The sequence below is a fragment of the Leifsonia xyli subsp. xyli str. CTCB07 genome (genome assembly GCF_000007665.1).
Classification (GTDB): Bacteria; Actinomycetota; Actinomycetes; order Actinomycetales; family Microbacteriaceae; genus Leifsonia; species Leifsonia xyli_C.
This window is the reverse complement of sequence record NC_006087.1, coordinates 305,915-329,661: the sequence shown is the minus strand read 5'-3', so window position 1 is coordinate 329,661 and position 23,747 is coordinate 305,915. Positions and strand designations below refer to the sequence as shown.

Below are 23,747 nucleotides of genomic sequence, written 5' to 3'. Positions count from 1 at the left end.
GTGTGCCTTTGGTGTTCGATTTCGGGGCGGCGGACGCGGTGGCGGCCGGGCGAGGGCGGCAGCGGTGGCGATCGAGGTGCGGACGCCGGTTCGTTCGGGTCTTGTCGCGGCCGCATCGGCAGAGTTCCGCGGGGGGGTCGCGCGGTCGTTCGCGCGGAACGGCGAGCATGCGGCGACCGGCGACCGGCGCCCGGCGCCCGGGCGCTGGCGACGGCGTTGCGGAGCCTGGCCGTGTTCGCGGACGAGATCGCGGAGAGCGCGCGGGCCGAGAAGGTCCGGCGTGCCCAGGTCAGGGAGTGGGAGTACCGGCGGAGGCGGTGGGAAGCGCAGGCAGTGTCGCTGGGGGGCGTGGCAGCGGTGTCCGCCGAGGTGTGGGACCCCGGCCGGCGGCGGGTCCCCCACCGTTGAGACGGGCTGTGGCCCGGGTTTCGGTGCGACGGGACACCCCGCCCACCACCGTGGCCGGGAGTGACAGCGGTGGGGTGTCATTCGGCACGGCCGGGGGATCTGCGTGCGTACGCGAGCGGCTCCAGCGCCCTCGACGCTGAGCTGGCCGGGTATCTGCACCGTGTCCGGCAGGCGGTGGACGCCTTCGACCGGGGGTGCCGGTGGGGTGACCTCGACGCTTCGGCGGTCCTGACCGGTTTCCAGCGCTGGCTGGACGGCAACCGGGCGGAGGGGACCGCTGCGGGTTTCGAGAAGGCCGGCGGTGGGGCGAACGGGACGGTGTGGGCGGTGTACGACCGGGTAAGGAAGAGGTGGGCCGCGGCCACTCCCGCTGAACTCCTCGGCCTCCTGAAATCCCGCACCGCCGCTGATCTCGCCCGGCTGCTGCGGAACAACCCCGACCTCGCCCAAAACTTCTGGAACCATCCCCCGACCCGGTCGAGGTCGCCACCTGGTGGACCAACCTGACAACGGAACAGCGGAACGCGCTTGTGAGAACCGCGCCGGTGATCGTCGGGAACCTCCCCGGCCTGCCCTACCGTGTCCGGGACACCGCGAACCGGGCCGTCGAGCATCGCGGTCGTCGCCCACTCCTACGGCACCACTATGGCCTCGTACGCGCTCACCCAGACCACCGCGAGGATCGAGTCGTTCGTGATGGTCGGCTCCGCCGGGATCGACACGACACTCGTGCCCTCGCTCTCCCGCGTCCACGCCACCACCGTCTACACCCCCCACGCCGAGGCCGACCGCCTCGCGCCCTTCGGCTCCTCCCTCTCCGGCCGCGCCGAGCCCAACCCCCAAGCCGCCAGAATCACCGACCGGGCCATCGGCGGAGCCCACGCCTTCTCCTCCGAAGGCAACGGCCGCGACCTCGACGGCGTCGACGGCCACAACCCCCTGGGCGAGCCCCACCGCACCGCCCCCGGCGGCCTCCTCAACGCCGAGCCCAGCAAAAGACACGGCTACTTCGACAAGAACACCCAATCGCTCTGGAACATGTCCGCGACCGCTCTCGGCCGACCCGATCTGATCGACGGGGACCTGACCTCGACCACCGCCGACGCCGACGCCCACAACCAGAGAGCCGAGAAGATCAAAGAATACCAGCGACAAAAGGCCCTGCCATGACCCGCACCCGCACCGCAACCCTTGCCCTCGCCGTATCGCTCGGAGCCTGCACCATGACCCCACCACCGCCACCACAACCCGGCGCCCGGAGAACCGGCCTGCAACTGCGCGACCAGCTCCTGGAACACATCCACGACTCCCTGCAAGCCTCCGGCCTCCCCGACGGCTGGCGCTACAACCCAGAACCCGACGGCAAACCGTGGGACCCCACCACCTCAGAGTTCCTCGGCGAGTCCTGCTACGTCGGCTCCGGCGACAGCCAACGACTCAGCGTGGGCCTCTTCCACGACCCTGTCGGAGCAGCCGCGGACTTCGCCACCACCATGAGCGACTACTAGACCAGCCGCGGCTACACCGTCACCGTCATCGTCGCCACCAAACCCGCCGCCTCCGGCCACCACACCGTTCTCCGCGCCGACCTCCCGGGCGGGGCACTGTTCGGCGTCACCGCCCACGACGAATTCTTCGTCCTCGACTTCTCCACCGAATGCTCCAGCAGCCCCACCCTCGACGACTTCGCCGGACCCCACGGCTACCGCACCTGGAACCCCACCAACCCCAACGACCCCTACAACACCCCCACCACCGAAACCGAAACCGGCTGAGACCCAGCGGCCGCCGAGACCGGCGCCGGTGAGGGAGGCCTCGATCTCGGCCAGGCGCTCGGCGTCACGGCGACCGAGTTTGGCGCCGTCCTGCCGCGAGCCGCCCGGACGGGGTCCGGCTACTCGGTCAGGTCGTACAGGGTGACTCCATCGACTGTCTTCGCCGTGAAGGTGTGCTCCACCCAGCTGGCGATCGCGCTCGACGCACTGCTGCCGCCGTTCGCCTGACCGATGCCGCCCGCGATGAAGTAGTGGATCTTCCGCGCGGCGACATCTTTCTTGAACTGCGCCAGCGTCGGCGACGGGTCGGACCCGTTGAAACCGCCGATCGGCATGACGCTCTCCTGCGTGGCGAGCTGGTAGCCGGCCGCAGAGGTGGAGCCGATCGCCGCCGCGACCCAGGTGTACGAGGAGGCGTCGGCCTTCAGGAGGGCCGCGAGCCTGGAGCCGACAGCGGAGGAGTTCAGGAGGCCGCCCATGCCGCCGGTCCTCGCACCGTCCGCGCCCGGGCCACCCGCCGTCGGGGCTCCGGTCGCACCCTGGCGGACGCCGCCCGGCCCCCCGCCGCCACCCGGCCCGGCCATCGACCCGGCCACCGTTGGTCCCGCAGTGACGATCGAGCCGCTGTACGCCGTCGTCACCGTCTGCAGCGTGTACGCGGTCGGCGCGAGCAGCCCGGCCACGAGCACGACCCCGATGGTCGCGCGCGGCAGCGACCGGAAGCGACCGGCCAGGCTCGGGGGAAGGAGCAGCAGCGCGCCCGCCGCGAGCGCGACGACCAGAACGAGGATCCTCAGCCAGGGCAGCCAGTCCGCCGCGCGGTCCAGCAGCGCCCAGGCCCACACACCCGTGCCGAGCGCGGTGGCCGCCGAGAGGATGCGCACCCACAGGCGGTCCCGGGCGGCCCAGGCCGCCGACGCTCCGATCGCGACGGTCCCGGCGAGCGCGGGCGCGAGGGCGACCGTGTAGTACGCGTGGAAGATGCCGGCCATGAAGCTGAACGCCAGCGCCGTGACGATCAGCCAGCCGACGAAGAGCAGCAGCGTCGCGCGTCGGTCCGGGGAGCGCGGCGTCCGAGGACCAGCGCGAGCGCGAACAGCGCGAAGGCCGCCGGGAGCAACCAGGCGATCTGGCCGCCGATCTCGTTCTCGAACAGGCGCAGGACACCGGTCGAGCCCCACATCCCGCCCCCGCCCGTGACACTGCCGGTCTCGTTGCCGGTCAGCCGCCCGAAACCATTGTAGCCGAACGTCAGCTCGAGGAAGCTGTTCGTCTGCGAGCCGCCGATGTAGGGCCGCATCGAGGCCGGGACGAGCTCGACGATCGCGACCCACCATCCGGCGGAGACGATCACGGCCCCGAGCGCCGCGAACAGGTGCCCGAACCGTCTGCCCCACGGCGCTTTTGCCGCAACGAGATACACGCCGGCAAGCACCGGGAGGATGAGGAACGCTTGCAGTTGCTTCGTCAGGAACCCGAACCCGATGGCCACGCCCGCCCCAATCACCCACCGGATGCGGCCAGACTCGATCCCGCGGAGGGTGAGGAAAGTGGCCAGGGTGAGCAGCAGGACGAGGAGGGCGTCCGGGTTGTTGAACCGGAACATCAGCGCGGCGACCGGCGTGAGAGCCAGCACGCCTCCGGCGAGCAGGGCCGTGCGTGCCGTGAAATTCCGCCGAACGATCCCGTAGACGAGGCCGACGGTCACGACTCCCATGAGCGCTTCGGGGAGGAGGATGCTCCACGGGCTCAGTCCGAAGATCCGCACCGAGAGAGCCATGATCCACAGGCTCGCCGGCGGTTTGTCGACCGTGATGGAGTTCGCGGCGTCGCTGGAACCGTAGAAGAACGCCTCTGCGTTCACCGACCCCGCCTGCACGGCGGCCGAGTAGAACGAGTTGGCCCAGCCGTTCGCCGCGAGGTCCCAGCTGTAGAGGAACGCCGTGGCAACCAGCAGGCCGAGCAGGGCCGGCCGTTCCCAGGCGGCGGCGTCCTCGCGCCCCCGCACCAGGCGACGGAGCGCCGCGCGGCACCGGCCGGACGGCTGGGCCGACGCAGGAGAAGCGCCGGACACGGGCACGGTGGTGAGGGACATGATCACTGCTCCGTTTCGGTGATGGTCAGGACGAGCGGGGTTCCGGAGGCCGGCGCCGGCGCCGGAGGCACGGCGGCGGGAAGCACAGCGGGCGCGGCCGGCGCTTCCGTGGCCCGCGCCGTCTCCTGCCGCCGCGAGGCCCGGAAGACCCACAGCCGCAGAAGCGCGAAGCGCAGCAGCGTTGCGGCGAGGTTGGCCACAGTCAGCACCAGCAGTTCGACGTGCGAGGACGCCCCCGGCGCGGGCGTGTGAAGCAGCGCGAGGGAGCAGCCGGTGAGCGCCCAGGCGATGCCGAACACGATCAGCCCCTGGAACTGATGCCGCGCCATCCCGGGACGTCCGCGCACACCGAACGTGAAGCGGCGGTTCGCCCCGGTGTTGGCGACCGCGGTGATCAGCAGCGCCGCGAAGTTCGCGGTCTGTCCACCGACCAGGCCGGAGAAAAGCAGGTAAAGCACCGCGTAGGCCGCGGTCGAAAGCGCCCCGACCACCGCGAAACGCACGACCTGCCCGAAGAAGCCCGGCTCCCGGGCCGGAGCGAACGGACGCCGCCCGAGCTCCGCGTACACGGACTCCAGCGGGATGCGGCCCCGCGCGATGTTCGTGCCGACGCGCAGCATCCCTTTGAGGTCCTCGCGGGCCGTGCGCACGATGTCGACCGAGCTGTGGGGGTCGTCGACCCAGTCCACCGGGATCTCGTGGATGCGCAAACCTGCCCTCTCGGCGAGGATGAGCAGTTCGGTGTCGAAGAACCAGCCGTCGTCCTCCACCAGCGGAAGCAGCCGCTGGGCGGCCTCCCGGCGGATCGCCTTGAAGCCGCACTGCGCGTCGCTGAACCCGACAGCCATCGTGCGGCGCAGCAGCAGATTGTAGCTGCGCGAGATGAACTCACGCTTGCCGCCGCGGGTGACCCGGGCGCTGCTGCCGAGCCGCGTCCCGATCGCGAGGTCGGAGTGCCCGGAGAGCAGCGGGGCCACCAGCGGCGGTAGGGCGGCGAGATCGGTGGAAAGATCCTCATCCAGGTAGACGTGTACCTCGGCCGGGGAGGATCCCCACACCGCCTTCAACGCGCAGCCCCGCCCTTTGAGGGGCAAATGCACCGCGGCCACCCGCGGGAGTTCGGCCGCGAGGGCGTCGGCGAGGGCGGGCTTCGCGTCGGTGCTGGCGTTGTCGGCGATCGTGATCCGCCAGCTCGCCTGGACCGCGCCGTTCAGGTAGGCGTGCAACCGGCGGATGGACGTCTGGAGCGTCGCCTCCTCGTTGTACACGGGCACGACGATGTCGAGCGCCAGGGGTGAAGTGGATGAGTTTGACATGATCGCAACCCTGCCGACAGCGCATCATCGCGACCCGTCATGGGCTGAGGTCTTCCCCCTGCGTTTCCCGCTGGGTTCCGATGCGTCTCCTGTGGTTTCCCTCTGCGACGGGCTCCCCGCCTCGCGCCTCGCGCCGGAATGCGCGCGGGTGCCCCGCCGCTGTCGAGCAAGACATCTTTTCCCCGCCCGCAAGGAGCCCTCGCCGCGTCGGCGCAGATCGCGTCCATCCCGACGTTGATTGCCTTCCGCGACGGCATCGAGTCCGGCGCCCACCGCTCCCGCCCACCGTAGACGCTCCTCCCGGGCAGGCGTCGCACACCACCCAGCGATCTCGCGATCGCACTCATTCAGACGCTGAGGCTGCCCCCGGACGCGGATGGCCGGCCGATCCCGGCTCTAGCATGACCTCGCTCGCACAGGAGCTTTCGAGGGGAATGGGGTGTGTCGATGTCGTTCAATCCGATCAGAGGCCGATCCAGCCGAGCGGTGGGCGCCCTCGCGACCCTGGCGGTCGCCGGTGCCCTCGCACTCGTGCCGCACGGTGTGCCGGGAGCCTCGCCGGCGGAACCGTCCGCAACGGAGCCGGTGAGGAACATGGCCAATGCCGTCGTCCTGTCCCCACCCGAGCCGAGGGCCGCGATATCGTATCGCCCGGCGCCCCCGGACTCCGATCCGCTCGGCTACTGGACCGCCGACAGGATGCGGTCGGCGGTGAGGGCCGGATCGCCAGTCGGCGCCCGCACCGAAGCGCCGGCCGGGAGCTCCGCGTCCGGGCATCCGATGAAGACCGTCGGGAAGCTCTTCTACGTCGACGCGAACAACCAGGACAGCTGGTGTACCGCAACCGTGATCAACGGTTCGTCGCACAACCTGGTGGAGACCGCGGGACACTACGTGTACACGTACAGGCGGGGCTGGAACACGAAGTTCGCTTTCGCTCCCGGATACGACAACGGCAGGGCGCCGTACCTGGTCTGGAACTACTCGCGGGCCTTCACCCTCAAAGCCTGGGCTCTGCACCAGGACGACGAGCAGACCAGGCGCTCGTCGCCTTCCAGAAGCGCCTGGTGTACACCCATCGTCCGTACTGGGCTTATCTCACCGACTGAGTCGGCGGCAACACACTGAGAGCGGACCTCGGCAACGATGTGAACAAGGTGACGGTGGCCGGCTATCCGAGCTACTGGCCCCTCACCGGCGAGAGCCAGGGCGCTTGCACCGGCGACGCGGAACCGTTCCCCGGGTTCACCGAGCACGCCACGGTGCTGCACGGGTGCCGGATGACCCCTGGCTCCTCCGGCGGCCCCTGGTTCAGCACGATGGCATCCGCCGATTCCGGAAAGGTGTTCGCCGTCACCACCCTGGGCAAGTCCCTCCTGACCAACCCGTACACTGTCGCGGTTCCGAACGATGCGGAGGTCTGGTGCATGTATCTCATCGCCAGCGCGCGAAGCTGAGGAGTCCGGTGCGAAGACGCCCCCGTAAGCTGACCCCGCATCTCGCCGGCGCCACCATCGCCCCTGTTCGGAAGAGCCACTTGTACCCCCACCCCGTACCCCACTACTGTCGAGGGTAGAACCCCCGTGTGGGGGGAATGCCGCACAATCGGGAGGGGGTGCTGCATGACAACTCACGAAACGCCCATCGGCAACACGCCGAAGACAGGTCAGTCCATCCATCTGGTACGCTGGATTCGCTCGGCGGACGGCTGGAGCAGCGAAACCGTGCTGTGTACCTACCTCGGCGGCACCCCTCAGCACTGGATCGTGGAGCAGCACGGCAAACGGGTCCGGCTGGAACGCGAGGAGTGGGCACAGTTCGCATTCTGAACAGAGCCGGCGGGCGACGGTTCGGGGCCCCGCACCTCGACGATCCACGTGCCGGCTGAGCAGGGATGCGGGGAGGGCCGGCCACCCACGGCAGGGAGCTAGCTAGGAGCAGTCCCGGGCCGCTAGAGCGACGCCCGCCCCAGCGCCTGCTCGACATCCGCCAGCAGGTCGGCGATGTCCTCGATTCCGACCGACAGGCGGATCACGTTACCGGGCACGTCGAGTTCCGTGCCGCGCACGGAGGCGTGGGTCATCTCGGCCGGATAGCCGATGAGGGACTCGACGCCGCCGAGCGACTCCGCGAGCTGGAAGACTTCGGTGGACTCGGCGAACCGGCGCGCCACCGCGGCTCCGCCGGCGAGGGCGACAGAGAGCATCCCGCCGAAGCCGCTCATCTGGCGGACGGCGAGGGCGCGGCCCGGATGCGTCGGCAGTCCGGGGTAATAGACCGCCTGGACGCCGGGGCGTCCGAGGAGGGCGTCTGCGATCGCCTGCGCGTTCTCGGTGTGGCGCTGCATGCGGACGGCGAGGGTCTTGATGCCACGGACGGTGAGCCAGGCATCCATCGGCACGGAGACGGCCCCGGCGGCGAACTGGATGAACCGCACCTTCTCGGCGAGCTCCTCGCCGCCGAAGACGAGCGCGCCGCCGATCACGTCGGAGTGACCGCCGAGGTATTTGGTGGTCGAGTGGACGACGACATCCGCGCCGAACGACAGCGGCTGCTGAAGCGCGGGCGAGGCGAAGGTGTTGTCCACGACGACGAGCGCACCGGCGCCGTGGCCGAGGGAGGTCAAGGCGGCCAGGTCGCTGATCTTCATCAGCGGGTTGCTCGGGGTCTCGATCCAGAGCAGACGGGTGCGGCCGGTCGCGAGGGCGACGCCCACCGCGTCCAGGTCGGTCAGGTCGACCGTGGTGTTGCGGACGTCCCAGGCGCCGTGGATGCGGTCGATCAGACGGTGCGTGCCACCATAGACATCGTTGCCGAGGACGATATGGTCGCCGGGTCTGAGCACGGCGCGCAGCAGAGCGTCTTCGGCGGCGAGGCCGGAAGCGAAGGACAGCGCGGAGACGCCGCCTTCCAGCGAGGCGAGCAGCGACTGCAGCGAATCCCGGGTGGGGTTGGCAGCGCGGCCGTACTCGTAGCCGCTGCGCAGACCGCCGATGCCGTCCTGGACGAAGGTCGAGGTCTGGTGGATCGGCGGGATGATCGCGCCCGTCGTCGGGTCGGGCTCCTGGCCGATGTGGATGGCGCGGGTGGAGAAACCGTGTGTCATCAATTTTTTCCGTGCTCTGTTCGCTGCGGCGGAGGAGGAGCCTCTGCCGTGGGAGCCCCGCCCCGCGCTGCCGCTCGCCGGCTCCACGATGGCGCCGCCACAGCAGCTGCCCGGCCCTCTCCGCCAGGTCGGTGGTCCCCGCGTGCTTCACGGGGTCCACCGTAACAGGGCCGCTGAACAAGCGGGCGAACGCTTCCAGCACCGCATTCGGGAGCCTCCCGCACACAGCGAGCCACTGGGGCGCCACAGCCGCGGAAGCCTCCGCCTAGCCTGCCAGGATGCGAATACTCGGAGTCGACCTGGCGCGCGGTGTGGCGCTGCTGGCCGTGTTCATCGCGCACACGGCGCCGCTCACGAGGGACTCGCCTTTCCCTCTCAAGCTGCTCAACTTCTCCGACCACTTCGCGATGCCGCTGTTCGCGGTGACCGTCGGCGTCTCGGCGGGTCTGGCCTCCCGACGCGCCCTCGCGGACGGCCGGGGGATGTCGCGCAGCCGGTTCCGCTACGGGTTCGCCATCCGGGGACTGCTGCTGATCGCTCTCGGCATCCTGGTCGGACTCTTCGGGGCGCAGGTGTACCCGATCCTGCACTACTGCGGCGCCGTCTGCCTGCTGCTCTTGCCGTTCCTGTTCGTCCGCGCGCGGTGGCTTGCGGTGGCGGCCGCCGTCGCAGCGGTCGCCAGTTCCACGCTGATGCCGGTCGTCGCGAACGGAACCCCGGCGTCGTGGGGCCTGCCCGGGGCGCTCCTCCCGCGCCTGACGACGATAGTCGCCGGTTTTCTCTTCTTCGATCCCGCCTTCCGGGTCACCTCGGTGCTCGCCTTCGCCCTCGTCGGACTCACAATCGCGCGCGTCGGTTTCCGCACACGCACCATGCTCGCGACCGGAGCGACCGGGATCGCCCTCCTGACGGCGGGTTACGCCGCCGCGGCCCTCCTCGACGTCGCTGTCTCCCCGCACTCGGGCACACTGCCCGAGCTCAGCGTCTCGACCGGGTGGGCACTCATCGTTCTCGCCCTCTGCGTCCTGGCCGGACAGGTCACCGCCCGGCCGGGCTCGCCCCTCGGCAGGGTCCTCTCCCCCCTCGCCACGCTCGGTTCGATGACCCTGACCTTCTACGTCGCCCATCTGGCGGTTCTGGGCGTCTGGACCCGCTTCTTCTCACCGTCCGACGACCACTGGTGGATGGTCGCGCTCCTGAGCGCCGGGTCCCTCGCCGGCGCTGCCCTCTTCCGCCGCTTCCTCGGGGGCGGCCCGCTGGAGCGGATGGTCGCCGTCATCGCCCACGGCGGTCGCCGCGCCCATCCGGCGTGAGACGTCCTCCTCGCAGAGCCTAGAATCTGACTCATGCCCGTGTCCTCCCTCTCCTCCGTGGCCCAGGACTACCTGAAGGTCATCTGGTGCGCGACCGAGTGGGAGGGCGACCCCATCACCGTCAAACAGCTGGCCGAGCGGATGGGCGTCCGGGCAGCGACGGTCTCCGACGGCATCCGCCGTCTCGCCGACCAGGGCCTGCTCGCACACGAGCCGTACGGCGGCATCGAACTCACGGACGCCGGCCGCCACGGCGCGGTCGCGATGGTCCGCCGGCACCGGCTGATCGAGACGTTCCTCGTAGAGGAGCTCGGCTACGGCTGGGACGAGGTCCACGACGAGGCCGAGGTGCTCGAGCACGCGGTCTCCGACGAACTGATCGACCGGATCGACCGCCGCCTCGGCTACCCGGCGCGCGACCCGCACGGCGACCCCATCCCGACGGCCGACGGCACGCCGCGGCGAGCGGACGCCGCCCCGCTGCTCACGGCGCAGACCGGCGTCGCGCTGACCGTGGTCCGCATCTCGGACGCCGATCCCGCGATCCTCCGCTACCTCGGCGAGCGCGGCATCGGGCTGGATGCGGAGGTCACGGTGGACGAGCATCGGGAGTTCGCGGGGGATGTGACGGTCCGCCTCCACGGCGAGCCGATGGTTCTCGGTTCGACAGCGGCGGGGGCGGTCTGGGTGGCGACCCGCTAGACCGGTCGCGCGAACTCGGGCCGGCCGGCCGTGTCTGCGCAAATTCCGTGTGGACCGTCACTGAGCGGGGGGCCTTCCCCTCTAGGGTGAACAGCGGTGCTCGATTCTCGCGTATCCGACCACCCATAAGGAGTCCCACCGTGACGTCTCAGCCTGCCCCCGGAACCCCGCAGCAGCCTGGGTCCGCCCAGCCCCAGCCGCCGCAGCCCCAGCAGGCGGCGCAGCCCCGGCCGCCGGCGACCCACCTCGCCTTCTCGATCGTCTCCACCGTGCTGTTCTGGCCGGTCGGCATCGCCGCGATCCTCAAATCGGTCGCCGCGCGGCGCGCGCTCGCGGCCCAGGACCTCCCGGCGGCGACCGCAGCCGGCAAGAGCGCCCGCACTCTGGCGATCGTCGGCACCTGCGTCGGCGCCGTGCTGGTGCTGGCCTCGGTCGTCATGACGATAGCGGCCACAGCCTTCGTCGTGAACGCCGCGTCCACGACGGCCTCCCCCTCCCTCGACGCCTCCGAGACCGAAGACGCCGTCTCGGATGCGTCGATCGCTGTCGAGGATCTCAAGGTCGGCGACTGCCTGGCGCTCCCGGCCAGCGGAATCGCGAGCACCATCGAAGTCCTCGACTGCGCCGGGCCCCACACTGCCGAGGTCTTCCACACCTTCGAGATGGCCGGCGACGCCGCGTTCCCCGGCGCCGAGGCCGTGAAAGCGGCGGCCGGCAAAGCCTGCACCGGGGAAGCGTTTGCGCAGTACATCGGAGCGGAGACCGACGCTTCCGGATACGCGATCAACTACTTCGGCCCGACGTCCGCCTCCTGGTCGATGCAGAAGCGCGGCATCACCTGCTTCCTCGTCTCCGCGGAAGAGAGCGGCGAGCTCACCGGTTCCGCGCGCGGCTAGGCGGTCGCCCCGTCGCGATCAGCGCCGCGAACGCCGGTCCAGCGCCAGGCCGGCGACGGTGGAGCCCCGGACGGACGATCGTCCGGGGGGCTCCGCTCCCCCGCTCAGCTGTCGAGCAGTGAGCCTTCGAGCTGCTCCCCGTGCAGCAGCGCGTAGACGCCCCCGGCTTCCAGCAGCTGCCGGTGGTTCCCCCGCTCCACGATCCGACCGCGGTCGACAACGAAGATGACGTCGGCCGCGACGATGGTGGAGAGGCGGTGGGCGATCGCGATGGTCGTGCGGCCGCGCGAAGCCGTGTCCAGCGCCTGCTGCACCACGCGCTCCGAGATGCTGTCGAGCGCACTGGTCGCCTCGTCCAGAATCAGAACTGCGGGGTCCTTGAGCAGGACGCGCGCGATGGCGATCCGCTGCTTCTCGCCTCCCGAGAGCCGGTAGCCCCGTTCGCCGACCACGGTCTCGTAGCCATCTGGAAAGCCGACGATCGTGTCGTGGATGTTCGCCCGCCGCGCCGCCGACTCCACTTCCTCCTGCGTCGCGTCCGGCCGTGCGTAGCGCAGATTCTCGGCGATGGTCGCGTGGAAGAGGTACGTCTCCTGGCTCACGACGCCGATGTGGGAGACCAGCGACTCCTGCCGGAGCGCTCGGAGATCCGTTCCGCCGAACAGGATGCGCCCGCTCGTCGCGTCGTAGAATCGCGGGATGAGGTACGAGACGGTGGTCTTCCCCGCCCCGCTCGGCCCCACGAAGGCGGCAAACTGACCCGGTTCGATCACGAAGAAGACGTCGTCGAGCGTGTTCCGCTCCCCCTGCCGCGCATCCGGGTAGCGGAAGGCGACGCGGTCGAACTCGATCCGCCCGAGTTCGCGCCCGGAGTCGACCGGCGCCGCATCCGGCCGGTCCACGATGGCCGGCTTGAGGTCGAGGTATTCGAAGATCCTCGCAAACAGCGCACCGGACGTCTGCAGGTCGAGCGCCACCCGCATGAGGGCGAGCAGCGGGAAGAGCAGCCGCGCCTGCACGGTCGTGAACGCCACGATCGTGCCCGCGGTGATGTCGGTCGCACCGCCGAGCACCAGCCAGCCCGAGACGAGGTAGACGATCGCGGGGATGGACGAGAGGAAGATGTTCACCATCGCGAAGAACCACTGGCCGCTCATCGCCTGCGAGACCTGCAAGCGAATCTGGGTGCGGTTCTCGTCGGAGTAGCGCTCGACTTCGGCGCGCTGCCGGTTGAAGCTCTTCGCGAGCAGGATGCCCGACACGCTCAGCGTCTCCTGTGTGATCGCGGTCATATCCGACAGCGACTCCTGCGTCTTCGTCACGATCCGCGCCCGCGCCTGCCCGACCCGCCGCTGCGCGATCACCAGAAGGGGCATGAGGATCACGGCCACAATCGTCAGCTGCCCGTTGAGGAGCAGCATCGCGACCAGCGCGGCGATCACCGTGACCGTGTTGCCCAGGACGCTCGACACCGTGTTCGTGAGGACGTTCGCGACTCCGCCGACATCGTTCTGCAACCGCGACTGGATGATGCCCGTCTTGGTCTTCGTGAAGAAGCTCAGCTCCATCGACTGCAGGTGCGAGAACAACCGCACCCGCAGCGCCCCCATCATCAGCTTGTTGCCGACCGACGCGGTCAGATAGGTCTGCCACACCCCGAGCAGAGCCGAGCTGACGAACACCACGACCATCAGCGCCACGGTCTCGATCAGCATCGGCAGGTCCGGCCTCCCCGTCTTCGGGAACAGACCATCGTCGAAGGCCCGCTGCGTCAGCAGCGGCGGGATCACCGACAGCGCGGGCCGATCAGCACCAGCGCCATCGTCAGCGCGATCGCGGCCCGGTACGGCGCGAAGAGCGCCATGATCCGCCGGAACAAATGCGGGATGCGGGGCGCTGTCGCGTTCAGCGCCTTCTGCGCTTCGGCGTCCCCACCGCTGACACGCGACCGCACCCCACCGCCGCCGACTCCGCGCATCCCGCTCATGAGTTCAGAGTAACTCTCCGGGCCGCGCATCCCCGCCGCCGCTGAAACGCGCGACAAAGCCAGCGGAGAGGGAGGGGTCAGGAGCTGTTTCGCGTTCTGGACGCGCTGCGCATCTACGACCTGCCGCAGATCCTCACCGGCGGCAGCAACGGGCACGCCACCACGACGCTGTCCATCCGAAGGCCGCCCAGGCGGCCGGCGTCTCCACGGCGACGGTCTCCCGGGCGCTGCGGGGGCTCCCGAATGTGTCCGACAAGACCCGCGACGCCGCACACCGGGCGGCGGACGAGATCGGCTCTGTCGCATCGTCGAGCGCATCGGGGCGGGCGAGCGGGCGCACGCTCGCTCTAGGCGTGCTCGTCCCCTCGGTCAGCCGATGGTTCTACACACAGGTGCTGGAGGGCCTGGACACCGTGTTCGTGAGGACGTTCGCGACTCCGCGGACATCGTTCTGCAACCGCGACTGGATGATGCCCAGAACCCGTTCGAGCAGGGTGTGACAGCCGCACGGATGCTGCTCGAGGAACTCGGCGGCGCGGAGCCGTATACACGCTCGGTGGGGGCGGCGGCGACGCTCGTCGTCCGCAGCTCCACCGCTCCCCCGCACTGACACACGGAATCTTCAGACGATCTCCGTCAAATCGGCCATCCTGAACCGCAGGACGCTCACGTTTTGGAATAATAGTTCCGTTGGCCGTTGGCCGTTGGCCGATCGCGCCTTTCGGGTAGGCACGATCGCCAGCCGGCGACCGCCCGTTGCCGAACTCTTGAGCTCCGGAACGGGAAGAGCCGCCCTGACTAGGACAGGGCGGCTCTTCGCAGTTCCGGGCGGAACGGAAGCCGATGATCGACTCCACACTCTGCGAGAGACCGGCGCTGCGGTCCTGATGGAGATCAATCCGCTCGCTCCCCGCGTTAAACACGGGAGGGCGTCGCCCCCGTGACGGGGTCGACGCCCTCCGCAACGCGGAACGCTCTCTGGTGGGAGGAGTCCGCGTCGCGTGGCCGATCAACCTGCGGTAGGAGCGCCCCGGAGGGGGCCGCGACTACTTGAGGTTGATGGTGCCGCCAGCTCCTTCGAGCTGGGTCTTGGCCTTGTCGGCGGCCTCCTTGTTGGCGCCTTCGAGAACGGTGCTCGGAGCGCCGTCGACGAGGGCCTTCGCCTCACCGAGGCCGAGGCTGGTGAGGGCGCGCACCTCCTTGATGACCTGGATCTTCTTGCTGGCGTCGACGGACTCGAGAACGATGTCGAACGAGTCCTTCTGCTCAGCATCCTCGGCGGCGGCACCGGCGCCACCGGCGGCGGGGGCCGCGGCGACGGCGACGGGGGGGGCGGCGGCGGTGACCTCGAAGGTCTCCTCGAATTTCTTCACGAACTCGCTCAGCTCGATCAGGGTCAGGTCCTTGAACGCCTCGAGCAGCTCGTCAGTCGACAGCTTTGCCATGATTTCTCTCCTTAGTGTGTGATTACTCAGCAGCGGACTCCTGCTTCTCACGCAGCGCATCGACCGTGCGAACGGCCTGCGACAGCGGTGCGTTGAACAGATATGCGGCTCCGAACAGCGAGGCCTTGAAGGCGCCGGCCAGCTTGGCCAGCAGAACCTCACGGGACTCGAGATCGGCGAGCTTGCCTACCTCTTCTGCGGTCAGCGGGTTACCGTCGAAGTAACCGCTCTTGACCACCAGCAGAGGGTTTGCCTTGGCAAAGTCACGCAGCGACTTCGCGACGGCGACCGGGTCACCATGCACGAAGGCGATCGCGGACGGACCGACGAGCTCCTCGTCGAACGACGAGATGCCCTTCTTGTTGGCCGCGATCTTGGTCAGCGTGTTCTTCACCACGGCGTACGTTGCGTGCTCACTGATGGACGTGCGCAGCGTCTTGAGCTGCGCGACAGTGAGACCGCGGTACTCGGTCAGCAGAACGGCGGTCGAGCTGTCGAACAGGTTCTCCAGCTCGGCGACCGTAGCTTCCTTGTTCGCCATGGCCTACTCCTCTAATCTTCTTCGTCGCACACCGCGGGGGCGATGTGCGCCTCGACCGCGGGCAAAAGAAAAAGCTCCGGCGCAGGGAACGGAGCTGGAGACGCAGAGAACTGCGAGACACGCTTCTTTACCTGCGCAGGCCCCCATCGAAATGAGTCTTCGGTCGTGCAGTCACGACAACCAGCGGTCTTTGGCTTCGACCAGGGTACGGGATGGGCGTGCGGATGCGCAAATCACCCCGTTGGCTGCGTCCGCCGCAGGAACGCGGCGATGTCGGCGGCGAACCTCGGATGCAGCGGGACACCGCCGTGCGCCCGGTCCCGGTAGACGATGTGCGTAGCGCGTGGCATCCTCACCGCCGTCTCGCGACCGAGTTCGGCCGGGTAGAACACGTCCCGTCCGCCGGAGAGGATGAGCGTCGGGGCGCCGACCCGCCCCAAACGGTCCCGGACATCGAATCCGTCCTCCGCACGCAGGATCGTCAAGAGGCTCTCGATGTCATCGGGCGCGGGGAGAAGCCTCGTCGCCGCTCGCACCAGCGGGTCCAGACGCCGGAACGACATCGTCGCGCTCGCCAGCTCCGCCGCAGCCCGGTGACCCCCCGCCGCGAGCATCGCCGCGTACCGGCGCTGCACGGCCCGGCCCCGCGGACTGAGGCGCCCGGCGCCCGCCGCGACGACCAGGCTGTCCACGAGCTCGGGATGGTCGGCCGCGAGCTGCAAGGCGACACTCGCGCCCGTCGACATTCCCATCAGGGAGACCGGCCCGTCGAAACGCCCCCGCACAACGTTGGCGTACACCTCCGCGAGCCGCGACATGTCCGCATCCACCGGCAGCGACATCGGGCGTCCGACCGCGTAGACGGCGCGTTCGCGCGCCGGCCCGCGCAGCACCCACCGCTCGAACGCCCGGCCGAAACCGCACGGCCGGCCGCTCTCCGCGGGCAGAGCGCGGATATAGAGGAGAGGCGGAGCGGAGGACAAACCATACTCCGTCACGGCAACGAGCGTCGGTGTCATCGCACGTCCCCCACGCCCGGACCGGTCTCCGGAGCCACCGGGGCTGCGGCTTCTGCTCCGGCTCCATCCACCGCCGCGGTCTGCTCGGCGGCGAGCGCCAGGGGCAACCGCACCGTGAACACGGTGTCACCCGGCCGGCTCTGCACAGACACCGTCCCGTCGTGCGCCACCACGACCGCCTGCACGATCGCCAGCCCCAGGCCCGTCGAGCCCGTCGTCCGGGCCCGCGAGCTATCGCCGCGCGCGAACCGCTCGAACAGCGTGGACTGCAACCCCTCCGGGATGCCGGGACCGTCGTCCGCGACCGTGACGACGGCCTGCCCGGCCTCCGCATCCACCGTCAGCGACGCCGTGACCTTCGTCGCCTCCGGCGTGTGCAGGCGCGCGTTCGCCAACAGGTTCGCCACGACCTGGTGCAGCCGCTGCGCGTCGCCCAGCACGTCGACGGGCTCCTCCGGCAGGAGGATGCTCCAGGCGTGGCCGGGCCCGGCGGCGTGGGCATCGCTCAGCGCGTCCACGAGCAGCAGCGAGAGATCGACGGGGTCCCGGTCGAGCTCGCGGCCCTCGTCCAGGCGGGCGAGGAGGAGGAGGTCCTCGACGAGCGAGGTCATCCGGGTGGCCTCCGACTCGATGCGGCCGAGCGAATGGGTGACGTCGCGCGGCAGCTCGTGCGGGGAGCGGCGGGTCAGCTCGGCGTACCCGCGGATGGACGCCAGCGGCGTGCGCAGCTCGTGGCTCGCGTCGGCGACGAACTGGCGCACCTTCAGCTCGCTCGCCTGCCGGGCGGTCAGGGCCGACGCGACATGCCCCAGCATCCGGTTGAGGGCCGCGCCGACTTTGCCCACCTCGGTGTGCGCATCGGTGTCCTCCTCGGGGACACGGACGGAGAGCGCCACATCGCCGCGGTCGAGCGGCATATGCGCCACCTGTTCGGCCGTCCCCGCGACACGCTCCAGCGGACGCATGGCCAGGCGGATCACAAAGCTCGCGAGGAAAAAGGCGGAGACGATCCCGGCGAGGGTGACCAGGACGATGACGAACGTCAGCCGGCCCACGGTCGCCTGAACGTCGCTGAGCGGCAGGCCGATGATGACGGAGTCGCCGTTCTCGAGCGGGTACGCGGCAACGCGGTAGTCGCCGTAAGCGGAGCCAAAGTCGATCGTGCGCGGATTGGCGTCCGCGGGCAGGGAGCGGAGCTGATCGCCCGGGATGAGACCGACGACCCGCGGCTCCGCCGGATGGTTGTCGGCGCTGCCGGCCGGACGGTCGGTGAGGATGACGGGGAAGAGGAACTGGTTCCCGCTGCGAATGGTGCCGAACGTCCCCGTCGGCTGACCGGGGGCGGCCACGATCCGGATGCCCTCGGGCCCGGTCGGCGACGCGCCGAACAGACTGTCGGCGGCATGCGCGCCGCGGGAAAGTGCGCTCGTGAGCTGCCCGTCGAGGCGCTGCATCAGGTAGGTACGCAGTGCGAGGACGCTGACCGTCCCGATCGCCGCACCGAGAACCGCGAGCATCGCGACGACGACGAGAACCACCCGGCTGCGGAGGGCCCACGAGCGGAACGGACGGATGTGCGCGAACCAGCCGCGCACGCGGCCGGTGGTCGGAGCGCCCGCCGAGCGGGCAGTGGTCATTGCACGGCCTTCACCATATAACCGGCTCCGCGGACGGTGTGGATCATCGGGGTGCGCCCCGCGTCGATCTTCTTGCGCAGGTACGAGATGTACAACTCGACCACACTGGAGGACCCCCCGAAGTCGTAGCTCCACACCCGGTCGAGGATCTGCGCTTTGCTCAGCACGCGCCGCGGATTCCGCATGAGGAAGCGCAGCAGTTCAAACTCGGTGGCCGTCAGCTGAATCGGCTCGCCGTCGCGATGCACCTCGTAGCTGTCCTCGTCCAGCACGAGGTCGCCCACGACGAGAACAGGGTCGTCCTGGTCGGCGACCGCGGCGCGTGACCGGCGCAGCAGGCCGCGGAGGCGGGCGACCAGCTCCTCCAGGCTGAACGGCTTCGTGACGTAATCGTCGCCTCCGGCGGTGAGACCGGCGATGCGGTCGTCCAGCGCGTCTTTCGCGGTGAGGAAGAGGACGGGAGCCTCATTGCCGTCGGCGCGCATCCGGGAAAGCACCTGCAAGCCGTCGATGTCGGGGAGCATGATGTCCAGAACCACGACATCCGGCCTAAATTCTCGGGAGAACTGGAGAGCCTGCTGCCCGTTCGAGGCGGTCTTCACCTCCCAGTCCTCGTAGTGGAGGGCCATGGCGAGCAGATCCGTGAGCGTGTGCTCGTCATCGACGACGAGCACACGAATGGAGCTGCCGTCCGCGCGGCGCAGGAGTGTTCTGGGCTGGGTGGAGGGGCCGGAGGCGGCTCGGGCATTGATGGTCACCTTCCTCATTATCAGGAGAGGTCTTGACGGTGTCTTTGAGAAAACCATGGACACCCTGAGAAGCCTCCACTCGGCAGAACCATAGGTTCGCCACAGCGTTCCGAAAACGCCCCGGCCTACTTTCCCTCCGTAGTCATTCGACCCGAGAGAAGCGGAAACCAATGTTCGGGACCTATCTGCGGCGTGAGCTGCTCAACCGCCGCAAGCAGACAGCCATCATCGCCATCGGCATGGCCCTCGCAATCGCGCTCGTCATCATCGTCGACGCCGTCTCCGCCGGGGTCAAAGAGGCGCAGGCGAGCGTCCTGCAATCCGTCTACGGTGTCGGCACCGACATCACGGTCAGCCAGCCGGCCACCGCGCAGACCGCGAACGCGCAGCGGGGCGCCGGGGGCGGACCGCGCTTCGACTTCGGCGCCGAGGCGGGCGCCGACACCGGGACCGGCCGCCAGGTCGACACCTCCCGTCTGGAGCCCGCTCGCGGCGCGACCGCGATGGACGCCAGCACGCTGGCGACCGCGAAGAAGGTCGAGAACGTCTCCGCCGCCGCGGCGGTGCTGTCGCTCACGAACACCAGTTTCAGCGGCACCCTCCCCGATTTTCAGCAGATGCCGGAACAGCGGCAGACCGGAGGGACCGGAGCCAGCCAGACCGAGACCACCCCGCCGCCGACAGGTGGCGCGGACGGGGCCGGCGGAAGTTCGTTCACCGTCGACTCCTTCTCGGTCCTCGGTCTCGACCCGGCCGGCGAGTCGGTCGGACCGCTCGCCTCGGTGTCGCTGTCGAGCGGCCGCACCTTCACCGCCGCCGACAAAGGCGCGGATGTGACGATCCTGGACGCCGCGTACGCTAAAACCGCGAGCAAGGCCGTCGGCGACACCATCGCCATCGGCGGCACCGATTTCAAAGTGATCGGGATCGTCTCCGCCACCGGCGCCGACTCGACGACCGCGGCCAACGCTTATCTCCCCCTGGATGTCGCCCAGACCCTCTCGGGCCAGTCCGGCAAGGTTTCGTCGGTCTATGTCACGGCCGCCTCCTCCAGCGACATCGATCAGATCAAAGCCGATCTGACCAAAGCACTCCCCGGAGCGACGGTCAGCACCCAGGCCGACCTGGCATCCACGGTCTCCGGCTCGCTCGGCAGCGCCGGGCAGCTGATCGCGAACCTCGGCACTTGGCTCTCGGTCATCGTGCTCGCAGCGGCTTTCCTCATCGCCATCCTGTTCACCATCTCCGGCGTCACCCGGCGCACCCGCGAGTTCGGCACCCTGAAGGCGATCGGCTGGTCCAACCGCCGCATCGTCGGGCAGGTCGCGGGCGAGTCGGTCGTGCAGGGTCTCATCGGCGGTGTGATCGGTGTGGCGGTCGGCCTCCTCGGAGTGCTCGTGGTGAATGTGATCTCCCCGACCCTGACCGGCAGCATCGGCTCCGGCTCAGCCGGGGCTGCCGGCCGGGGGGCGGGAACCACACCCGGCGGCCCCGGCCCCGGCGCGGGCGCCAGCGCCGAGGGCGGCTTCGGGGTCGGGGGCTTCGAGGGTCTCCGGGCCGCCACGCGGAACACCGCCGAAATCGCCCTCCACGCCCCGATCACCGTCTGGATCGTCGTCGGCCTCGCCCTCCTCGGCGGTCTGATCGCCGGAGCCATCGGCGGGTGGCGCGCCTCCCGTCTCCGTCCCGCGGCCGCCCTGCGCTCGGTCGCCTGAAACCTCTGGAGCGTCCTGTGTACACTCTGACGAACGTCACCAAGAAATACAACCGGTCCAAGCGGGAGGTCATCGCCTTCGACGATGTGACCCTCGAGATCCCCGACGGTCAGCTCGTCGCCATCCAGGGCCCTACCGGCGGCGGCAAGTCGACGCTGTTGCAGATGCTGGGAGCGCTCGACCGCCCCAGCTCGGGCGATATCTCGCTCGGCGCGTCGAGCCTGTCGACGCTCGGGGACCACAAGCTGACCGCCCTCCGCGCGAGCGAGATCGGCTTCGTCTTCCAGAGCTTCAACCTCATCCCGACGCTGAGCGCCCAGGAGAATGTCGAGACCGCTCTCGCCCCGCTCCGCATCAGCGCGGGGGAGCGCAAGCTCCGCGCGGCCGAGGCCCTCGCATCAGTCGGCCTCGCGGATCGCGGCAACCACCTCCCATCCGAGCTCTCCGGAGGCCAGCAGCAGCGCGTCGCCATCGCCCGGGCACTGGCGAAGAACCCGGGTGTCCTCCTCGCGGACGAGCCGACCGGGAATCTGGACGAGGAGACCCGGGACGAAATCATGGACCTCCTGGAAGGCCTGTGGCGCGACCGTGGACTGACCATGGCGATCGTGACCCACGACACCGCCGTCGCCAAACGTGCCCAGCGGCGGCTGAACATCAAACACGGTCAGGTGAAAGAGGTCGCCTGAGCGGTCGGACACGCGGGCAGAGCGGACAAGCGACAGGGCGGGGGGACGGTGCGGCGGATGGGGCTGATCGTGATGGTCTCTCTGAGGCGTTGGGCGGAGCGGGGGTGCGAGGAGACGCCCGCTCCGCGCCGCCCACCCGGATGCCATCGCCCGCAGAGCCCGGTCAGCCGGCCCCGGCGCACGGGGTCAGTCCTGGTTGCTGAACGCCGCGTCGAAGGATGCCGTCGGCAGCCTCCAGAGGAGCGAGCGAATGTAACCCACCGCTTCCTTCGCTCCGTGCAGGCGGTCCATCCCGGCGTCCTCCCACTCGATCGAGATCGGGCCGGTGTAGCCGATCGACTCGAGGGCGCGGAATGAGTCCTCCCAGGGCACATCGCCGTGCCCGGTGGAGACGAAGTCCCAGCCGCGACGGGGGTCCCCCCACGGGAGGTGCGAACCGAGCACGCCGGCGCGGCCGTTCTTCGGACGGAGGCGAGTGTCTTTGCAATCGACGTGGTAGATCCGGTCCTGGAAGTCGACAATGAAACCGACCGGGTCGATGTCTTGCCACATCATGTGCGACGGGTCCCAGTTGAATCCGAACGCCGCCCGATGCTCGATCGCTTCCAGCGAGCGGACACTGGACCAGTAATCGTAGGCGATCTCGGACGGGTGGACCTCGTGGGCGAAACGCACACCCTCGCCGCCGAAGACGTCCAGGATGGGGTTCCACCGGTCGGCGAAGTCCTGATAGCCGGCGTCGATGACCTGGGCCGGGACCGGCGGGAACTGTGCGACGTACGGTCAGATTTTGGACCCCGTGAAACCGACGACCGTGTCCACGCCGAGCTTGCGCGCGACCTTCGCGGTGAGCTTCAGCTCCTCGGCGGCGCGCTGGCGCACCCCTTCGGGTTCCCCATCGCCCCACACCGTCGAACCGACGATCGCCTGGTGCCGGAAGTCGATCGGGTCATCGCAGACCGCCTGGCCTTTCAGATGGTTGGATATGGCCCACACCCTGAGCCCGTACCTGTCGAGAATATCGAGCCGCCCCCGGAGATAGGCCTCGTCTTCCGCGGCCCGCCAGACGTCCAGGTGTTCGCCCGAACAGGCGATCTCGAGTCCGTCGTAGCCCCACTCGCTGGCGTGCTTCGCTACCTCTTCGAGAGTGAGGTCGGCCCACTGCCCGGTGAAGAGCGTGACGGGGTGCGTCCGCCCGGATTCGGCGGATGCCGGGCTGTCGGTCGTGTACTCAGTCATGGGTTCGTTCCTGTCTCGATCCAGGTACCCGCCTCAGCCGAGTCGAGCACCGCCTCTGTGAACCGGACGGCGCGCAGTCCGTCCTCGAAGCGAGGCAGCCCGTCGGGGCTCTCCCCCGCGACGGCTGCGTAGCTATCGGCCACGAACGCGGTGAACGCGTCCTGATAGCCCTGTGGGTGCCCGGGCGGGACGACGCAGAGCCGCGCCGCGTCCTCGCTGAGCTGGCCGGCGTCCCGGGGGAACAGCAGGGTCCCCGCCCGCCGGCCCACCCAGAGCGTCTCGGGCTGCTCCTGGTCGAACGCGACGCTCTCCCTGCTGCCAGCGATCTCGAGCCACAACCGGTTCTTCCGCCCCGGCGCGACCTGCGACACCAGCAGTGTTCCGATGGCGCCGGACGCTGTCTCGATGACGATCGCCGCGGCGTCCTCGGTGGTGATCGCGGAGTGCGCAGCACGTTCGGCGAACACGGTCTTCGCGGTCGACGAGATGCGAGCCGATGTCGGCAAAGGCTCGCGAGCGTCCGCCCTGCGCCACGTCGACACGCCAGTTGTCGTCCGCCGGAGCCAGCAACCAGTCCTGCAAGTAGGACGCGTTGACGCTGAGGACCGCTCCCGCGTCTCCCGAGGCGAACCGCGCCCGCGCCTCCCGCACGAGCGGGTGGAAGCGGTAGACGAACGGAACGGTGGCCGTCGTTCCGGCGGACGCCGCCGCCGCGACGATGGCCTCCGCATCCGCGACGGTGGTCGCGAGGGGCTTCTCGCACACGACGTTCTTGCCGGCCGCGAGCACCGCCGCCGCCTGCTCGGCGTGCAGAGCGTTCGGAGTGGTGACATGCACGACGTCGATCGTGTCGTCGGTGAGAACCTGCTCGAGGGAGTCGAACCCCCGCCCGATCCCGAGTCGTTCGGCCGCGGCGACCGAGCGACTCGGGCTGGAGGAGACGATCCCGACAAGCTCAGCCCGCGCCGCCCGCGCCGCCCGGGAGCGGACCTCAGCCATGAAGCCGCCCCCCACGATCGCCGCCCGCACCCGTTCGCCCTCTCGTCTCCCGTCGCGCCGCAGCACTCCGCCGACGACGCTCCGCGTCTGAGAGGTGGCTTCCGTGGCGGCGGCGT

At 69.6% G+C, this 23,747-nt stretch carries 21 protein-coding genes and 4 pseudogenes; 12 read left to right on the top strand and 13 right to left on the bottom strand.

Features of this window, described 5'->3' with window-relative positions; all coding sequences use genetic code 11:
• Window positions 1-477 precede the first annotated feature (477 nt).
• From LXX_RS01570 to LXX_RS01560, 3 genes are all read left to right on the top strand, one after another.
• Window positions 478-915, top strand: a complete 438-nt coding sequence (locus tag LXX_RS01570) for a hypothetical protein (protein ID WP_041766985.1) — start codon at window positions 478-480, stop codon at window positions 913-915.
• 72 nt (window positions 916-987) lie between these two features.
• Complete coding sequence (locus LXX_RS01565; protein ID WP_041766982.1) at window positions 988-1,578, top strand: alpha/beta hydrolase; 591 nt, start codon at window positions 988-990, stop codon at window positions 1,576-1,578.
• The gene (locus LXX_RS01560) at window positions 1,575-1,916 is read left to right on the top strand and encodes a hypothetical protein (protein WP_011185350.1); all 342 of its coding nucleotides are present in this window, start codon (window positions 1,575-1,577) and stop codon (window positions 1,914-1,916) included. Before LXX_RS01565 ends, LXX_RS01560 begins: the two co-directional genes overlap by 4 nt.
• An 11-nt stretch (window positions 1,917-1,927) precedes the next feature.
• Here the strand turns inward: LXX_RS01560 and LXX_RS16080 are convergent, their stop codons facing one another.
• The 4 genes from LXX_RS16080 to LXX_RS01550 form a co-directional block, all read right to left on the bottom strand.
• Window positions 1,928-2,062 carry a hypothetical protein gene (locus tag LXX_RS16080; protein WP_262967459.1) on the bottom strand — a complete coding sequence of 45 codons (135 nt, stop codon included), beginning with the start codon at window positions 2,060-2,062 and terminating at the stop codon, window positions 1,928-1,930.
• Between the two features lie 240 nt (window positions 2,063-2,302).
• A complete protein-coding gene (locus LXX_RS15165; protein ID WP_223227687.1) occupies window positions 2,303-3,175 on the bottom strand; it encodes a hypothetical protein in 873 nt (290 codons plus the stop codon).
• 26 nt (window positions 3,176-3,201) lie between these two features.
• Window positions 3,202-4,278 (bottom strand): ArnT family glycosyltransferase, encoded by a 1,077-nt coding sequence (locus LXX_RS15160; RefSeq protein WP_223227686.1) that lies wholly within the window; start codon window positions 4,276-4,278, stop codon window positions 3,202-3,204.
• 2 nt (window positions 4,279-4,280) lie between these two features.
• A complete protein-coding gene (locus tag LXX_RS01550; RefSeq protein WP_011185349.1) occupies window positions 4,281-5,594 on the bottom strand; it encodes a glycosyltransferase in 1,314 nt (437 codons plus the stop codon).
• 447 nt (window positions 5,595-6,041) lie between these two features.
• On the opposite strand from LXX_RS01550, the gene LXX_RS01545 reads away from it, so the two are divergent.
• The 3 genes from LXX_RS01545 (at window position 6,042) to LXX_RS01535 (ending at window position 7,423) form a co-directional block, all read left to right on the top strand.
• Window positions 6,042-6,722, top strand: coding sequence for a hypothetical protein (locus LXX_RS01545; RefSeq protein WP_011185348.1), 681 nt, complete (start codon window positions 6,042-6,044; stop codon window positions 6,720-6,722).
• 20 nt (window positions 6,723-6,742) lie between these two features.
• Entirely contained in the window at window positions 6,743-7,051 is a 309-nt protein-coding gene (locus LXX_RS01540; protein WP_041766980.1) for a trypsin-like peptidase domain-containing protein, read from the top strand.
• Between the two features lie 165 nt (window positions 7,052-7,216).
• Entirely contained in the window at window positions 7,217-7,423 is a 207-nt protein-coding gene (locus tag LXX_RS01535) for a hypothetical protein (protein ID WP_041766978.1), read from the top strand.
• A gap of 122 nt (window positions 7,424-7,545) precedes the next feature.
• On the opposite strand, the gene LXX_RS01530 is transcribed toward LXX_RS01535, so the two are convergent.
• The gene (locus LXX_RS01530; protein WP_256030919.1) at window positions 7,546-8,703 is read right to left on the bottom strand and encodes a cystathionine gamma-synthase; all 1,158 of its coding nucleotides are present in this window, start codon (window positions 8,701-8,703) and stop codon (window positions 7,546-7,548) included.
• A 275-nt stretch (window positions 8,704-8,978) separates the two neighbouring features.
• Between LXX_RS01530 and LXX_RS01525 the strand changes: the two genes are divergently transcribed.
• The 3 genes from LXX_RS01525 to LXX_RS14745 all read left to right on the top strand — a co-directional run bounded on the left by LXX_RS01525 (window position 8,979) and on the right by LXX_RS14745 (window position 11,611).
• Window positions 8,979-10,013 carry an acyltransferase family protein gene (locus LXX_RS01525; protein ID WP_011185344.1) on the top strand — a complete coding sequence of 345 codons (1,035 nt, stop codon included), beginning with the start codon at window positions 8,979-8,981 and terminating at the stop codon, window positions 10,011-10,013.
• Window positions 10,014-10,046: 33 nt separating this feature from the next.
• Window positions 10,047-10,715, top strand: coding sequence for a metal-dependent transcriptional regulator (locus LXX_RS01520; protein WP_011185343.1), 669 nt, complete (start codon window positions 10,047-10,049; stop codon window positions 10,713-10,715).
• Between the two features lie 140 nt (window positions 10,716-10,855).
• Window positions 10,856-11,611, top strand: coding sequence for a CD225/dispanin family protein (locus LXX_RS14745; RefSeq protein WP_041766976.1), 756 nt, complete (start codon window positions 10,856-10,858; stop codon window positions 11,609-11,611).
• A gap of 104 nt (window positions 11,612-11,715) precedes the next feature.
• Here the strand turns inward: LXX_RS14745 and LXX_RS01510 are convergent.
• Window positions 11,716-13,589 (bottom strand): annotated as a pseudogene (locus tag LXX_RS01510) (ABC transporter ATP-binding protein).
• A gap of 50 nt (window positions 13,590-13,639) precedes the next feature.
• Here LXX_RS01510 and LXX_RS16485 point away from each other — a divergent pair.
• Window positions 13,640-13,882 (top strand): annotated as a pseudogene (locus LXX_RS16485) (LacI family DNA-binding transcriptional regulator); the annotation flags it as partial.
• Between the two features lie 762 nt (window positions 13,883-14,644).
• Here LXX_RS16485 and rplL read toward each other — a convergent pair.
• From rplL to LXX_RS01475, 5 genes are all read right to left on the bottom strand, one after another.
• Complete coding sequence (gene rplL, locus LXX_RS01495) at window positions 14,645-15,043, bottom strand: 50S ribosomal protein L7/L12 (protein WP_011185338.1); 399 nt, start codon at window positions 15,041-15,043, stop codon at window positions 14,645-14,647.
• A gap of 22 nt (window positions 15,044-15,065) precedes the next feature.
• Window positions 15,066-15,584, bottom strand: a complete 519-nt coding sequence (gene rplJ / locus LXX_RS01490) for a 50S ribosomal protein L10 (protein ID WP_011185337.1) — start codon at window positions 15,582-15,584, stop codon at window positions 15,066-15,068.
• A 233-nt stretch (window positions 15,585-15,817) separates the two neighbouring features.
• Window positions 15,818-16,603 carry an alpha/beta fold hydrolase gene (locus LXX_RS01485; protein WP_011185336.1) on the bottom strand — a complete coding sequence of 262 codons (786 nt, stop codon included), beginning with the start codon at window positions 16,601-16,603 and terminating at the stop codon, window positions 15,818-15,820.
• Complete coding sequence (locus LXX_RS01480) at window positions 16,600-18,240, bottom strand: sensor histidine kinase (RefSeq protein WP_081423050.1); 1,641 nt, start codon at window positions 18,238-18,240, stop codon at window positions 16,600-16,602. The genes LXX_RS01485 and LXX_RS01480 overlap by 4 nt, the downstream gene beginning before the upstream one ends.
• The gene (locus tag LXX_RS01475; RefSeq protein ID WP_304607819.1) at window positions 18,237-19,007 is read right to left on the bottom strand and encodes a response regulator transcription factor; all 771 of its coding nucleotides are present in this window, start codon (window positions 19,005-19,007) and stop codon (window positions 18,237-18,239) included. The genes LXX_RS01480 and LXX_RS01475 overlap by 4 nt, the downstream gene beginning before the upstream one ends.
• A 152-nt stretch (window positions 19,008-19,159) precedes the next feature.
• Between LXX_RS01475 and LXX_RS01470 the strand changes: the two genes are divergently transcribed.
• Together LXX_RS01470 and LXX_RS01465 are read left to right on the top strand one after the other, a co-directional pair.
• A complete protein-coding gene (locus tag LXX_RS01470; protein ID WP_011185333.1) occupies window positions 19,160-20,704 on the top strand; it encodes an ABC transporter permease in 1,545 nt (514 codons plus the stop codon).
• 17 nt (window positions 20,705-20,721) lie between these two features.
• Complete coding sequence (locus LXX_RS01465) at window positions 20,722-21,393, top strand: ABC transporter ATP-binding protein (RefSeq protein ID WP_011185332.1); 672 nt, start codon at window positions 20,722-20,724, stop codon at window positions 21,391-21,393.
• Window positions 21,394-21,579: 186 nt separating this feature from the next.
• On the opposite strand, the pseudogene LXX_RS01460 reads toward LXX_RS01465, so the two are convergent.
• Both LXX_RS01460 and LXX_RS01455 read right to left on the bottom strand, forming a co-directional pair.
• A pseudogene (locus LXX_RS01460) lies at window positions 21,580-22,632 on the bottom strand (sugar phosphate isomerase/epimerase family protein).
• Window positions 22,629-23,631, bottom strand: a pseudogene (locus LXX_RS01455) (Gfo/Idh/MocA family protein). The pseudogenes LXX_RS01460 and LXX_RS01455 overlap by 4 nt, the downstream one beginning before the upstream one ends.
• Between the last annotated feature and the right edge of the window lie 116 nt (window positions 23,632-23,747).